Source organism: Paracoccus sp. S1E-3, from assembly GCF_013868135.1.
Classification (GTDB): Bacteria; Pseudomonadota; Alphaproteobacteria; order Rhodobacterales; family Rhodobacteraceae; genus Paracoccus.
In genome coordinates, this window is the sequence record NZ_JACEMU010000004.1 from 1,739,009 (window position 1) to 1,752,812 (window position 13,804).

The following is a 13,804-nucleotide window of genomic DNA, read 5'->3' on the forward strand; positions in this document are numbered from 1 at the left end:
CAGTCGGGACGGGGCCGGAAATGCTGAAAAAGATCATCTATGTTGCGGGTTACGGACGCAGCGGATCGACCCTGCTGGACATGATGCTGTCGAGCCACCCGGACGTCTTCGGCGCCGGCGAGATGTCGACCATCTGCCGCCATGTCTGGCCCAATGACGAATTCTGCGCCTGCCACAACCGGGTGCGCGCCTGTCCCCTGTGGTCGGGCGTGATGGCGGAATGGCTGGCCGGCGGCATCGACCCGGCCGCCCATGCCCGCCTGCAGCAGAAGATCGAACCGGTGGTCGCCCCGGCCCGCATCCTCGGCGGGACAACGGCGCGGCAATATGCGCAGCAGACGCTGGCATTGCTGCGGATCACCGCCGCCCATCGCGGCCAGCCAGTGCTGCTGGACAGTTCCAAAGCCCCCGGCCGGGCGCTGGCGCTGGCGGCGGCGGCGGCCGATGCGGGGCTGGATTTCCGCGCCATCCATCTGGTCCGCGATCCCCGTGCGGTGGCCTGGTCCATGTCAAAGCCGATGAAGATCGACACCGAGGCGGGCGTGCAGAAGCGCATCCGCGCCCATCCCGCCTGGCGCACCGCCCTGCGCTGGAGCTATGTGAACGCCGGGGCCGACGCGCTGATGCGCCGCCTGCCCGAGACCCGCGCAATCCGCATCCGATACGAGGATCTCGTCGCCCATCCGGCGGAAACGCTGGCCCTGATCGGGCTGGCTGTGGACCTGCCCGAACTGGCCAAGCGCGGCGCGGCGATTGCCGAAGGCCAGCCAATCGCCGCCGAGCATCAGGTCGCCGGCAGTCGCATCCGCATGTCGGGACCGATGGCGCTAAAGGCCGACCTGCATTGGCAGGACCGCATGGCCCCGGCCGCGCGCGCGCAGGTCGAACGGATCACCGCCGGACGGATGCGGCGCTATGGATATGAGTGATCCCACGCCTCCTCGGGTTCGGGCGGGGCAAGGCTGATCGCCAGCGCCAGAAACCACGGCACCGCCCAGAATCGGGCGTAGAAATGCGCCAGTCCGTTCTGCACCAGCGCCAGCATGATGACGGTGGTGACGGTCAGCACGCCATACCAGCGCGCCCGCTTGGACAGCAGCAGCGGCAGGCCGACCAGTATCCCCGTTGCCATCAGCCCGAAATGGCCCAGCAGGCTGATAAGGCCGCCCTCGGCCAGCAGCAGCAGATAGGTGTTGTGGACCGGCGCCCCGAAGGCGCTGATGGTGCGGTATTGATCGGCGCCCAGCCCCAGGAAGATGGTGCCGCGGGTGATGCCGTAAGCCTCGCGGATCAGATACATGCGGTCGGAAAAGGTGCCGGCCTCGTCCATGTTGCCGGTCTCCAGCGCGCCGAGGACGCGCTCGACGAAGATGTCGGGCAAGAACAGCTCGCCCCACATCAGCGTCACGAAGATCAGCGCCGCCCCGGCCACCGCCATGCCCAGCAGCAGCCGGATCGCCCCGCTGAGCAGCGCCAGACAGATCGCGCCGATCACGGTCAGGAAGAAGCCGGTATTCGATCCCGTCTGCAACAGTCCATGCGCCAGCGGCACGATGATCACGATCAGCATCGGCAGGCGGATCTGGCGGATGAAATACAGCCACAGGCTGAAGGTGATGGCGATCGCGGTCAGGGCGGCGGCGGCGTTTTCACGCTCGACCAGCGAGGCCAGCCGGCCGCTGGGGGTCACGAAGCGGAAATCCTTGGGCGCATAGGCCATGTACCAGGCCCCGTGCAGCATGACGAAGACCATGGCGGCGACGAAGACCTTGATGAGGAACAGCACCTCGGCGCGGGGGCGCTGCAACAGCAGCATCGGCACCACGAGAAGCGAAAAGCAGTATTGCGCCACCACCGTCAGCCCCGCGACCAGATCGCCATGGATGGCCGATCCCGCCAGCAGCCCGAAGGCCAGCATGAAGACGCTGCAATACCACACGATCGAGGCGCGGCCGAACGGCATCAGCGGCAACCGCCCCTGCGCATACATGAGCAGCAGCGCCAGCAGCAGGAACAGATCGCTCAGCGTGACATAGGCGAAACTGGCGCGCAGATAGTTCATCGGCGACAGGAACACCGCCACCGCCATCAGGATCAGGTCGGCGCGCCAGAAGGTTGGCCGCGGCGCGGCACGCTCTCCCGCCAATTCGGGCGCAAACGTAAAATCACTCACGTCCCTGGACCCGTTCATGCAGACATCCCGGGGATTATGCGGCGCGTCCGATCACATCGCAAGGCGGTTGTCGGGGGGGCTGGGCATGTTAGGGTCGGGACAGCCGCCCCCGGAAGGAGCCACCATGTCGCCTACCCGCATCCTCTTTCCCTTCGCCGGCAATACCGGGCTGGGGGGCAGCCATGTCTCGGCGCTGGATCTGATCGCGGGGCTGGACCGCGACCGCTTCGCGCCGATGATCCTGCTGCACCAGCACGCCGGACGGGTGGGGGAATATGCGGCGGATCTGGGTCTGGATTTCGAGATCGCCGAGAACCTGCCGCTGCTGCGCAGCCGCAACAGCCCGCGCAAGGGCGATGTCGGGATGGCACGCTATGCGCTGGTGAACCTGCGCCGGATGGTGGCCGAGATCCGCCGGCTGGACCCGCAGATCATCCACACCAACGAGGGGCGCATCCACACCAACTGGGCGCTGCCCACGCGGCTGGCCGGGCGCCGGCACCTGTGGCACCACCGTCAGGACCCGCGCGCCTTCGGGGTCAACAAGCTGGCGCCGCTGTTATCGGACCAGATCGTCAGCGTCTCGTATTTCGCACGACCGGCGGCCCCGATCCGCAATATCGACAACCGCTTCGCCGTGGTGCGCAGCCCCTTCGACTTCAGCGCCGCCATCCCCGCCAAAGCCGCCGCGCGTCAGGCCATCCTGACCGAGATGGGCCTGCCCGCCGACAGCCTGCTGCTGGGCTGGTTCGGCACCCTGACCGAACGCAAGAAGCCCACCCGCTTCGTCGAGGCGGTGGCCGAGATCGCCCGCGCCATGCCCGACCGTCCTGTCCATGGCCTGCTGTTCGGCGGCGAGGTCGAGACCCATTCGGCGCTGAACCGGCGCTGCGCCGAACGCGCGGCGGCGGCGGGCATCGCGCCGAACATCCACCTGATGGGCTTCCGCAGCCCGCTGACGCACTATATGGCCGGTGTCGATGTCAGCCTGGTGACGGCCCTGAACGAGCCTTTCGGGCGCACCCTGATCGAATCGATGCATCTGGGGACACCTGTCATCGCCACCGCCCATGGCGGCAATCCCGAGGCGATCACCGACGGCCAGACCGGCTTTCTGGTGGAACCCGAAAGCCCGGCGGCCTTCATCGCGCCGTTGCGGCGATTGATGGAAACGCCCGGTCTTTATGACCGTATCGCCCAAGCAGCCCGCACCGATGTCACCGCGAAATACGGGCGCGAGACCCATATCCGCCAGATGTCCGAGATCTATGACCGGCTGTCGCCCCCGCGCGCCTGAGAGTCAGTCGCGGCCCGGCGCCTCTCCGCTGCCGTTGCCGTTGCCGGGGCCAGTGCCCGGCAACTCGGCCAGGTGGACGGCGCGCAGCAGGTTGATGACCTCGGATTGTCGCGAGGCGCCGCTTTTCTGATAGATGTTGCGCAGGTGGTAGTTCACAGTCGGCTTGGCGATGCCCATCAGCTCGCCGATCTGGTCCAGCCGCAGTCCTTCGGCCAGAAGGCTCGCCAGACGCGTCTCGGTCGGCGTCAGGCCGATCGCATCGGCCACCAGCCGCCACCCCAGCGCCCCCCCGTGGGCCGAGGGAAAGATCGCGGCGGCGAAGATGGTCTCGACTTCGTCGGACTGGGTCAGGGCCAGCGTGACGACGAACAGGTGCTGGGCCGCATTGCCGCGCGACACGCCGGTGGGGATCATGCGGAAATCCAGCACGCCCGGCCGCGGCCGGCCAAAGCGCGTCGGCCCGCGCGCGGACGCCCCGACATGACGGACCATCCAGGCGCGGATCGCCTCGGTATTGGTGCGCGACAGGCTGCGCGCCAGCCGGTTGCTGAAGATCAGCTGGGCATGGGCGTCGAACAGCTCCACCCCGAAGGACAGCCGGTCCATCAGTGCCTGGCAGGCCAGCAATTGGGGCGAGCCCTCCGCGGCCTGCTGCCGGGTGACAGCGCCCGCGCGGACGCGGGCGATCTGGCGCAGCTGTGTTTCCAGCGAGGCGACCAGCAGGTCTATATCGACCGGCTTGGCCAGATAGTCATCCGCCCCCGCCAGCTTGCCGGCGACGATATCGGCGCGCTCTCCGAATTCAGAGATCACGATGATCGGCATCTCCGCCAGATCGGGCCTGTCGCGGCGGATCTGCTGCAGCAGCACCATGCCGTCATGACCCGGCAGGGCCTGATCGCACAGCATCGCATCCGGGATATTCTCCTGCAGCAGCGTCAAGGCATAGGCGTGATCCTGAACCGAGGCGACACTGAAGCCATGATGGGCCAGCCCGTTGCCGACGTGGATCTGCAGATCGGGATCGGCGGTGCACACCAGCACCCGCCTTTTGCGCAGGGGCGTCAAACTGTCCAGAATCAGCCTCCTGTCATGCGGGATGCTGGCGGGTGGTCAGGCGCTTGCATCGGCCAGCACCTCCAGCAGGCCCGCGGAAATGGCGTCCAGTTCAGCGGCGGTCCAGGTCGGGTCGACCAGAAAGGCCAGGCTGGTCTGGCCCAGTTCGCGGGCGATGGGCAACGGCGCCTCGGGGTGGTTACCGGGACCGGCAAAGACCTGTTCCAGATAGATCTCGGAACAGCTGCCCGAAAATACCGGCAGGCCGCGCGCGTTCACCGCCGCCAGAACCCGGTCGCGGTCCCAGCCGGGGGCCAGCCGATCTGGGCGCAGATAGGCATAGAAACGATACCAGGCATGGGTCAGCCCCTGCTGCGGCTGCGGAATGCGCAACAGATCGGAGGCCCCCAGCGCCGCCGCCAGCCGGCCCGCATTGGCGGCGCGGGTGGCCCGCCATTCCGGCAACCGGCGCAGCTGCACCCGGCCGATGGCGGCCGAAGGGCCGGTCATGCGCAGGTTGGTGCCGGGGCCGGCGGCGTGCAGCCAGCGGAAACCCGGCGGCGGGTCGGGGGCGAAGACCAGGGCGCGGTCCTTGCCATGGTCCTTGAAGCTCCAGATCCGGTCGTAAAGTGCCTCGTCATCGGTGACGATCATGCCGCCCTCGCCCCCGGTCGAGATGATCTTGTCCTGGCAGAAGGAATAGGAGCCGAGCGTCCCAAACCCCCCGAGCGGGCGGTCGCCGATCCGCGCGCCATGGGACTGGGCGCAATCCTCGATCACCCACAGCCCGTGCTGATCCGCCAGCGCCATGATGGCGGGCATGTCGCAGGGCCAGCCGGCCAGATGCACCGGAATGATGCCACGGGTGCGCGGGGTGATCCGCTCGGCAATGGTTTCGGGGGTGATGTTGCCGCTGTCGCGGTCGATCTCGGCGAAGACCGGGCGGCCGCCCGCCAGCAGCACGCAACTGGCCGAGACGACGAAGCTGCGCGGGCTGACGATCACCTCGTCCCCCGGCTGCAGATCCAGCGCGCGCAGCGCCGCATCCAGCGTCAGCGAGCCATTGGCCATCGCAATCGCATGGACGCTGCCGTTATGGGCCGCGAACTCGTCTTCGAAGGCGCGCACATCGGGGCCTGTCCAGGCGTTGACCCGACCCGAGCGCAGCACCTCGGTCACCGCTTCGATCTGTTCATCGTCGAAAACCGGCCATGTCTGCGGGCGTTGCATCATTCCACCATCCTGACTGTGACAAAGGCTTCGGCGGCATGGCGATGCACCGTCGCCCCGCGCAGCGTCGCCAGCGCCGTCAGCGCCGCGACCGAGCGTTCATGCGGGGCCGGCTTCTGCTGGCTTTCGAAGCGGGCGAAGGCATCCAGCTTGCGCTGAAGCGTGTCCGAGATGTCGATGAACAGATTGGGCAGGAAGCCCGGTGTCAGATAGGGCGCGTTCCAGTTCGTCTCCGACAGCGTTTCATAGGCGAAGATCCGCGCCGGATAATCCTGCTGATAGGGACGCGAGGCCACCAGCGCCGACAGGAAGCTAAGCTGGTGGTCCAGATGGATGTCGCCGGGATGGGGGACGAACAGGGTGCGCGGCTGGACCAGGCTGACCACTTCGGAAATCGCCCGGTTCAGATCGGCATGGGCGTATTCGCCCAGCTCGGCCGCCGGGCAGCCGAGGTAATGGGTTTCGGCCACGCCCAGCAGGGCATGGGCGGCGGCGGCCTCGGCCCTGACGGCGGCGACCTGCGCGGCGTCGAAACGGGGGGCGCGGCCGGTGGTGACGATGGCCACATGCACCTGCGCGCCGGCAGCCGACAGCCGCGCCATGGTGCCGCCGACGCCCAGCACCTCGTCGTCGGGATGCGGCGCGATGACCAGCACCGGGCCGTCCTGTGCAATCAGACTGCTCATGTTCCCCTTCCAAGCAGAGAATGTCGGGCCAGACTGCCCGCGCCCTGCCAGGCCAGCAGGTCGAGGCACTGGCCATCGCCGCACATGACCGTGACGCAGCCACAGCAGATTTCCTGCACCTGCCCCGGCATGCCGATGAAATAGCCGTCACGCGGATGCAGACGGGCATGGGTGATGGTGACCACGTCACCGTGCATGGTGGCGGTCGTGGCGCCCGGATAGGGGGGGCCTACGGCGCGAATCAGACGCTCGATCTCGGCCGCCGGGCGGGTCCAGTCGATGCGGCCATCCTCGGGCCGGCGGCGGGCGCAGAGACTGGCTTGGGCGTGATCCTGCGGCGTTGCTGGAACCTCGCCCGCGTCGAGTTGGCGCAGAAGCGGCGGCAGCAGCCCGGCCATTTCCGACACCGCGCGGTCGTAAAGCTGGCGTGCGGTGATGGTGTCGGGGTCGATGTCGAACAGCGCCTGCGCGGCTATCGGCCCGTCGTCGACGCCTTCGCCGATCCAGAACAGCGTGGCGCCACCCTGCCGCTGCCCGGTCAGGATCTGCCAGGGGATCACGGCCCGGCCGCGCATCCGGGGCAACGGTGCAGGGTGAAAGCCCAGCACGCCGATGCGCGGCAGCGCCAGCATCTCGGGTCCGACAAGCTGCGACCAGCCGATGATCAGGATCAGGTCGGGTCGGAGGTCGGCCAGCGCCTGCATCAGCGCCGGATCGTCGCTGCGGGCGGTGCGATGCAGGGCGATGCCATGGGCCTGCGCGATCGGCCCCAGATCGGCGAAATCGGAATGCGCCGCGGATTTTTCCAGCGGCAGCGTGACGACGAGATCGGGTTCCAGTCCATCGTCGCACAGCGCCAGCAGCCCGATGGCCGACCCCTCGACCGCCCCGATGAAGACTGCCCTCATCCCGCGGCCGCCTGTTCCAGTGCCGCGCCAAAGCGCGCCTCGGCCCATTCGGTGGCGGCGCGCAGCCGGTCGAGGTCGCGGATCTCGCCGCGAAGCGGGACAAGAACGGTCTCTGCCATGACGCGCAGGTCCAGTTCGGGGCTGCGATGGCCGACATACCACAGATCCAGTGCCAGCTTTTCGGCATTGGACAGCCGGGTGTTGCCATTGACCTGCGCCCAGCCCGTCACCCCCGGCGCGACCGAGTTGCGCAGCCGCCCCAGCGCCCCGAATCCCCCCACCGTCGCCGGCAGCAGCGGGCGCGGTCCCACCAGCGCCATCTGCCCGCGCAACACCAGCCACAGCTGCGGCAATTCGTCAAAGCGCAGCCGCCGGATCAACCGGGTGAGTCGGGTCTGGCGCAGATCGTCCGCCAGCAACTGACCGGCAGCATCGCGCGCATCCGTCATTGTCCGGTATTTCGGCACCACGATATTGCGACCATTCTTTCCGGCACGAATCTGCCGAAACATGACGGGTGCGCCAAGCTGCAAACGCAGAATAAATACAACGGCAAGTTGAATTGGAACGGACGCCAACAACAGAATGGAGACCACAAAAACTTCCTGGTACCGTTTCACGCTTCAAACCTGCCGATAGAAAATCTACAAAAACAAATACTTCCCACCAAAGGCGGGCCGCGCACAGAGCCGGTACCATATTCCGAATCCTGCATCACGATTCTGGGGTAGCGGTATTATTTTTTCAAGTTTTCATTTCTTTGGCGCGGATACTACTCTAGCCTCCGAATGGTAGTAACGATCCGCCGAATTTTGCAAATGGCCCAGTCCGAAGTTCTTCATGTCATTACCGGAACGGCGATCGGGGGCGCCGAGATCATGTTGCTGCGCTATCTGCGCGCGCTGGGTCCGGCGCGCGACCGGCATGGGGTCGTCTCGATGATGCCCTGCGGGCCGGTGGCGGCGATGATTCGCGATACCGGGGTCGAGGTGCGCGATCTGGGCGCAGCCTCGGCCCGGCAGATCCCTGCGGCGATCCGGCGGCTGCAGCGGGTGATCGCGCAGCGTGATCCGCAGGTCATCCATGGCTGGATGTATCACGGCTGTCTGGTCGCCACGCTGGCGCTGCGGCTGGGCCGGCGCCCCGATATCGGCCTGATCTGGGCCATTCACCACTCGCTGGCCGATCTGTCGCGCGAGAAGATCACCACGCGGGCCGTGCTGCGCGGGCTGCGGCTGCTGGCCGAGCGCGCCGACACCATCACCTATTGCGCCCGCCAATCGGCGCAGCAGCACGCCGCCTTCGGGCTGCCCGCCACGCGGGCCGAGTTCGTGCCGAACGCCATCGACACCGCCGAATTCCGCCCCGATCCGACGGCGCGCGCCCGGCTGGCGAGAGCGGCAAACCTGCCCGAGGGGCGGCGCGTCATCGGCAGCTTTGCCCGCGCCCATCCGATGAAGGATCACCCGGCTTTCGTGCAGGCGCTGGCGCAGCTGGTGCAGCAGGGGCTGGATGTTCACGGGGTGCTGATCGGCCATGGCCAGCCTGGCGGCCCGGCCGAGGCCGAAGCCGTCCGTCTGGGTATCGCCGACCGGCTGAGCGTGTTGCCCGGCCGCGATGACATTGCCGGGCTGGTGCCGGGGCTGGACCTGTATCTGCTCTCCTCGGCCTGGGGCGAGGCGCTGCCCCTCGCCGTGGCCGAGGCGATGGCGGCGGGGGTGCCCGCCGTGGTCACCGATATTGGCGATTGCCGCTGGCTGGTCGGCGATTGCGGCGCCGTGGTGCCGCCACGCCGTATCGATCTGATGGCGCGGGCGGCCGCCGATCTGCTGGCCCTGCCGCCCGACCGCCGCGCCGCGCTGTCGGCGGCGGCACGGGCACGCATCATCCAGCATCTTTCGCTTCAGGACTACCTCACCCGCCACGACGCGCTTTACCGGCAGGCTCGCGCCGCCCGCGCCCCCAACGCCCCTGCGGAGGCCGCATGAACGACCCGATTCGCCGCCCGCGCCAGCCCAGCAAGGCGATCCCCTCGCGGGTCGAACGGATGGACAGCGAGGAATTCATCCAGCTTCTGCGCCAGAATGTCTGGCTGATCCTTGTCGTGGTGGCAGCAGTCATGGGGGGGACGTTCTGGTATCTGCAGCGCGAGACGCCGGTCTATACAGCCCAGTCCGCCATGGCCCTGACCAATTCCGAGGTCCGCATCAGCCAGGTCGACACCCAGATGGAGGTCTATGACCTGACCCGCGCGCGGGTCGAGACCGAACTGGACCGCCTGCGCTCGCGCAACTTCGCCGAGGAGGTCGCCGAATCGCTGGACCTGTTCGACAATACCAAATTCCTGCCGCTCGACCCCAATGGCCCGGCCATGGGCAGCCGCGAGCGCGGCCGGGCGGTGATCGACAAACTGCTGGGATCCTACAGCCTGCAACGCTCGGGCGAGAGCCTGGTGATCTCGGTCATGGCCGATGCCGAGCAGCCGCAACTGGCCGCAGATATCGCCAATGCCGTGGTCGAGACCTTCATCAGGCTGTCCTCCGCGCAGCAGGTCACCGAGATCGAGAAATCCACCGAATATCTGCGCCGCCAGATCGAAACCACTGGCGAGCAGCTGGCGCTGGAACAGATGCAGATGGCAGATTTCATCCGCGAAAATGTGCTGGACGACACCGAACTGCCCGAACGCCTGCGGCGCGAACGCAGCCATCAGGCTTCGGTGCTGGCGGTGATGGACGGGCGCGGCCAAAACGACCCGGCCGAACGCGCGCGGCTGGAAAAGAACCTGGCCGAGGTCGAGGATCAGCTTGCCGCACGCACCCGCAACGAGATGCAGCTCAGCCGGATGGAACGCAGCGTCGACCTGATGAGCACGCGTTATCAGACCATGGTCGAGAGGCTGAACCAGCTGGAACCGCAGCGCGATCAGATCCAGCCCGATGCCCGGCAGGTGACGGTGGCCGAAGTCCCGTTCGAGCCGTCCTGGCCGAACATCCCCACCACGCTGGCGCTGGCGCTGCCGGCCGGGCTGATGCTGGGCTTCATTCTGGCGCTGCTGCGCAGCAGCTTCAGCCGCCAGATATGGACCGGCGCCCAAGCCACCCATGTCAGCCAGCTGCCCAATCTGGGCAACCTGCCCCGGATCAGGGGCCGGGGCCTGTTGGGCCGCAGGCTGGCCCCCGCGTGGACCCTGCGCCGCTTTCCCCGCTCCGAGTATTCCGAGGCGATCCGCGCCCTGGTGACGATCTGGTCCAGTCAGGCGGCCCGCGACAAGGGGCGCAAGCTGGCCATGGTGACCTCGGCCCTGCCGAACGAGGGCAAGTCGACGGTGGCGACCTCGCTGGCCTCGGTCGCGGCGCTTGACGGCATGCGCGTGCTGCTGCTGGACTTCGACCCCCACCGTGCCGGCGCCAGCCTGATGATCGACGGCAATCTGAAGACCAGTTCGCTGTCGCAGTTGAACGATGGCACGTTGCCGGTGGAGGATGCGATTGCCGCCGTTCCCGATTACACCAATTTCGACATGCTGCGGATCGATCGCGACAGCCGCCTGACCCCGCGCGCCATCGACGATTTCGCCGCCAATATTCTGCCGCAACTGACCGATGCCTATGACCTGATCATCATCGACACCCCGCCGGTTCTGGGCGTCGCCGATGCCGCCCGTGTGGGCATGCTGGCCGACGAAACCCTGATTGTCGTGCGCTCAGGCAAGACGCCCGAACGCGCGCTGCAGAACTGTGTCGAACGTCTGGAAGACAGCGGGGTCCAGCTGTCGGGCACGGTGATGAATGACATCGAGCAGCGCCGCTACCGGCAGATGAACCTCGGGGGCGGGTATGGCTATTATTGACTGCCGCCTGCTCGGCGCGCTGGCGCTGGCGGTCTTGGCCGCCGCGGGCACCGGGCCGGCCATGCCGCAATCCGGTGGCGCCCCGGCCTTTCCGGGTGCCGAAGGCTATGGCGCCGGGGCGACGGGCTGGCGGGGCGGACAACTGATCGCCATCACCAATCTGGACGATGCCGGCCCCGGCAGCCTGCGCGCCTGTGTCGAGGCCGAGGGGCGGCGCGTCTGCATCTTCCGCGTCGCCGGCACCATCAGCCTCGACGGGCCGCTAATGGCGCGTTCGGACCTTTATATCGCCGGGCAGACGGCGCCGGGAAAGGGCATCCAGCTGCGCATGGCGGGGTCGCGTCACGGACCGCTCATCATCAAGGACGCCACCGATGTGGTGGTCCGGTTCCTGAAGCTGCGCCCCGGCGCGGGCGAGGCCGAGACACCCAACGTGGATGCGCTGACGGTGGAGAACGCCTCGAACCTGTATCTGGGCAACCTGTCGCTGATGTTCGCCTCGGACGAGACCTTCAACATCCACGTCTCGGGCGGGAAGGCCACCGACATCACCCTTGCCGACAGCATTCTCGCCTATAGCCTTGATCGCGCCAATCACCCCAAGGGACGACATTCCAAGGGCGCGCTGATCTGCTCGGGCGACGGATCGGCCAACGAATGCGGGCGCATCAGCCTGCTGCGCAACGTCTTCGCCCATCACCGCGACCGCAACCCCGACATCAAGGCCACCGACGGCCGTCCGGTCGAGGTCATCAACAACATCTTCTATGACCCGATAAGCCAGTTCGGCGAGTTCTATGACCTGTTCGGCGACACCGCCATCGCCTATGTCGGCAACCTGGCCCTGGCCGGGCCGTCGACGGTGAAGAAGGTCGGCGCCTCGGTCGAGGCCTTCGACTGGACCGAGGGCAATGACCTGACCATCTGGTCACGCGACAACCTCGCCCGCGATTGCGCCGATGGCGGTGAACTGGCGGTGCTGGACCCGGCGGCCGAGCGGCTGGCGGCCACCGCGCCAATGCCGATGACCGTGACGCCGCTGCCGGCCACCGCTCTGCTGGCGCTGCTGCCGCCGCGCGCCGGCGACGTGTTGCCCGGCGGCGGCCATCGCGACCGTCTGGACCGCAAGGTGCTGGAGGACATCGCCACCTGCAAGGGTCGGGTCATCAACCAGCCGGGCGACGTGGGTGGCTGGACCGAACTTCAACCCGCCGCGCCACCCGCCGATACCGATGGCGACCTGCTGCCCGACGACTGGGAAGCCGGCCGCCCCGGTCTGGACCCGGCACGGCCAGATGACCCCTGGCAGCCCGATGCGCAGGGCGTGCCAGCGATCGAAGCGTGGCTGGCGGCCCTGGCGGGGGATGAATGATGGCACGGCGCGGGGGGCATCGCGCGTGGGCGGGGGTGGCGGCCGCCGCCTGCTGGCTGGTGCTGGCGCCCCTCGCCCAGGCGCAGGAGCCTTACCGTCTGCACGCGCAGGACCGGCTGCTGATCCGGGTCCTGACCTGGGATTTCCGCGAGAACAGCATGACCGGCTGGGAGGGACTGTCGGGTGAATATACCATCAGCCCCGAAGGCAATCTGCACCTGCCGTTGGCCGGCGCCCTGCGCGCCGAGGGCATGACCCAGGCCGAGCTGGCCGCTGCCATCTCTGACCTGCTGCGCGGCCGCGCCGGTCTGGAGGAGCCGCCGCAGCTGTCGATCGAACTGGCCGCCAGCCTGCCGGTCTTCGTGCTGGGCGCGGTGGAAAACCGCGGCGCGGTGCCCTTCCATCCCGGCCTGACGGCGCGACAGGCGATGGCGCTGGCAGGCGGGATCTTCCGTGCCCCGCAAAGCGCCGACATCGTGCGTGGCATCATGCTGTCGGGCGAGGCGACCGAAGCCGCCGACCGCCTGCGCTGGCTTCGCGCCGAGGAGGAGCGCATCCGGACCGAACTGGCCGCCCTGCAATCGGGCGATGTCGCCCCCCAGCCCGCCGGGACCGAAGGCACCCCCGGCACCGATGTCCAATCCCAGTTGCAGGAGGCCGAGCGCAACGCCCGTCAGGTGCGGCTGGACAGCTATGACGACCTGCAGATCGTCCTGAAGGCGCGGGCGCAGCGGCTGGATCAGCAGATGTCGCTGCGCGACGAACAGATCGCCGCCACCCGCGAGGAATTGAAGGACATCACAAGCCTGAACGAGCGTGGGCTGGCCGTGAATGCGCGGGTGACTTCGTTGACCACGGCGCTGAACGACCTCGAGGCCAAGCGGCTGGAGCTGGAGACCGCCCAGCTTCTGCTGGATGAACAGCTGAATCAGGCGCAACGCGACAGCAGCACCATCACCACCGACGCGGTCTCGGAACGGCTGCAGCGCCTGACCGAGCTGGAATCCGAAATCTCCGCCGCCGAGATCCGCGAGCGCAGCGCGCGGGCGCAGTTCACGGCTATGATGGACGCCTCGGGGACGCGCAGCAGCGACGCCCCCAGTGAATCGGATCTGGTATTCACCCTGACGCGCGGCGATCAGCGCAGCAAGATCCAGCCCGACACCGTGCTGCAGCCGGCCGATACGCTGGACATCGCCGCCCCCACAGTCACCGAAGCACCGGAGTGA

12 protein-coding genes are annotated in these 13,804 nt (G+C 67.8%); 6 read left to right on the forward strand and 6 right to left on the reverse strand.

The features are described from left to right. Positions 1-20: 20 nt before the first annotated feature. Complete coding sequence (locus tag H1S04_RS08635) at positions 21-929, forward strand: sulfotransferase (protein ID WP_181745082.1); 909 nt, start codon at positions 21-23, stop codon at positions 927-929. Here H1S04_RS08635 and H1S04_RS08640 read toward each other — a convergent pair. Further along, a complete protein-coding gene (locus H1S04_RS08640; protein WP_181745083.1) occupies positions 914-2,173 on the reverse strand; it encodes a hypothetical protein in 1,260 nt (419 codons plus the stop codon). The two genes, H1S04_RS08635 and H1S04_RS08640, sit on opposite strands and share 16 nt — an antisense overlap. 124 nt (positions 2,174-2,297) lie before the next feature. Between H1S04_RS08640 and H1S04_RS08645 the strand changes: the two genes are divergently transcribed. Beyond that, positions 2,298-3,470 (forward strand): glycosyltransferase family 4 protein, encoded by a 1,173-nt coding sequence (locus tag H1S04_RS08645; protein WP_181745084.1) that lies wholly within the window; start codon positions 2,298-2,300, stop codon positions 3,468-3,470. A 3-nt stretch (positions 3,471-3,473) separates the two neighbouring features. On the opposite strand, the gene H1S04_RS08650 is transcribed toward H1S04_RS08645, so the two are convergent. The 5 genes from H1S04_RS08650 to H1S04_RS08670 form a co-directional block, all read right to left on the reverse strand. Next, entirely contained in the window at positions 3,474-4,514 is a 1,041-nt protein-coding gene (locus H1S04_RS08650; RefSeq protein WP_181745085.1) for a response regulator, read from the reverse strand. A 69-nt stretch (positions 4,515-4,583) separates the two neighbouring features. Next, a complete protein-coding gene (locus tag H1S04_RS08655) occupies positions 4,584-5,759 on the reverse strand; it encodes a DegT/DnrJ/EryC1/StrS aminotransferase family protein (protein WP_220185110.1) in 1,176 nt (391 codons plus the stop codon). Then, positions 5,756-6,442 carry a PIG-L deacetylase family protein gene (locus H1S04_RS08660; protein WP_181745086.1) on the reverse strand — a complete coding sequence of 229 codons (687 nt, stop codon included), beginning with the start codon at positions 6,440-6,442 and terminating at the stop codon, positions 5,756-5,758. The genes H1S04_RS08655 and H1S04_RS08660 overlap by 4 nt, the downstream gene beginning before the upstream one ends. Beyond that, complete coding sequence (locus H1S04_RS08665; RefSeq protein WP_181745087.1) at positions 6,439-7,350, reverse strand: methionyl-tRNA formyltransferase; 912 nt, start codon at positions 7,348-7,350, stop codon at positions 6,439-6,441. The genes H1S04_RS08660 and H1S04_RS08665 overlap by 4 nt, the downstream gene beginning before the upstream one ends. Then, complete coding sequence (locus H1S04_RS08670) at positions 7,347-7,970, reverse strand: sugar transferase (RefSeq protein WP_181745088.1); 624 nt, start codon at positions 7,968-7,970, stop codon at positions 7,347-7,349. The genes H1S04_RS08665 and H1S04_RS08670 overlap by 4 nt, the downstream gene beginning before the upstream one ends. Positions 7,971-8,168: 198 nt before the next feature. On the opposite strand from H1S04_RS08670, the gene H1S04_RS08675 reads away from it, so the two are divergent. From H1S04_RS08675 to H1S04_RS08690, 4 genes are read left to right on the forward strand one after another with little or no spacing between them, the layout of a single operon-like run. After that, the gene (locus H1S04_RS08675; protein WP_181745089.1) at positions 8,169-9,338 is read left to right on the forward strand and encodes a glycosyltransferase; all 1,170 of its coding nucleotides are present in this window, start codon (positions 8,169-8,171) and stop codon (positions 9,336-9,338) included. Then, on the forward strand, positions 9,335-11,203 hold the full coding sequence (locus tag H1S04_RS08680; protein WP_181745090.1) for a polysaccharide biosynthesis tyrosine autokinase: 1,869 nt from the start codon (positions 9,335-9,337) through the stop codon (positions 11,201-11,203). The genes H1S04_RS08675 and H1S04_RS08680 overlap by 4 nt, the downstream gene beginning before the upstream one ends. Continuing rightward, on the forward strand, positions 11,190-12,575 hold the full coding sequence (locus H1S04_RS08685; RefSeq protein WP_181745091.1) for a hypothetical protein: 1,386 nt from the start codon (positions 11,190-11,192) through the stop codon (positions 12,573-12,575). The genes H1S04_RS08680 and H1S04_RS08685 overlap by 14 nt, the downstream gene beginning before the upstream one ends. Next, positions 12,575-13,804, forward strand: a complete 1,230-nt coding sequence (locus H1S04_RS08690) for a polysaccharide biosynthesis/export family protein (RefSeq protein ID WP_181745092.1) — start codon at positions 12,575-12,577, stop codon at positions 13,802-13,804. Before H1S04_RS08685 ends, H1S04_RS08690 begins: the two co-directional genes overlap by 1 nt.

Coding starts and splice junctions, on each gene's coding strand:
- H1S04_RS08635 (WP_181745082.1), top strand. CDS start 21: ATGCTGAAAAAGATCATCTATGTTGCGGGTTACGGACGCAGCGGATCG.
- H1S04_RS08645 (WP_181745084.1), top strand. CDS start 2,298: ATGTCGCCTACCCGCATCCTCTTTCCCTTCGCCGGCAATACCGGGCTG.
- H1S04_RS08655 (WP_220185110.1), bottom strand. CDS start 5,759: ATGATGCAACGCCCGCAGACATGGCCGGTTTTCGACGATGAACAGATC.
- H1S04_RS08660 (WP_181745086.1), bottom strand. CDS start 6,442: ATGAGCAGTCTGATTGCACAGGACGGCCCGGTGCTGGTCATCGCGCCG.
- H1S04_RS08665 (WP_181745087.1), bottom strand. CDS start 7,350: ATGAGGGCAGTCTTCATCGGGGCGGTCGAGGGGTCGGCCATCGGGCTG.
- H1S04_RS08675 (WP_181745089.1), top strand. CDS start 8,169: ATGGCCCAGTCCGAAGTTCTTCATGTCATTACCGGAACGGCGATCGGG.
- H1S04_RS08680 (WP_181745090.1), top strand. CDS start 9,335: ATGAACGACCCGATTCGCCGCCCGCGCCAGCCCAGCAAGGCGATCCCC.
- H1S04_RS08685 (WP_181745091.1), top strand. CDS start 11,190: ATGGCTATTATTGACTGCCGCCTGCTCGGCGCGCTGGCGCTGGCGGTC.
- H1S04_RS08690 (WP_181745092.1), top strand. CDS start 12,575: ATGGCACGGCGCGGGGGGCATCGCGCGTGGGCGGGGGTGGCGGCCGCC.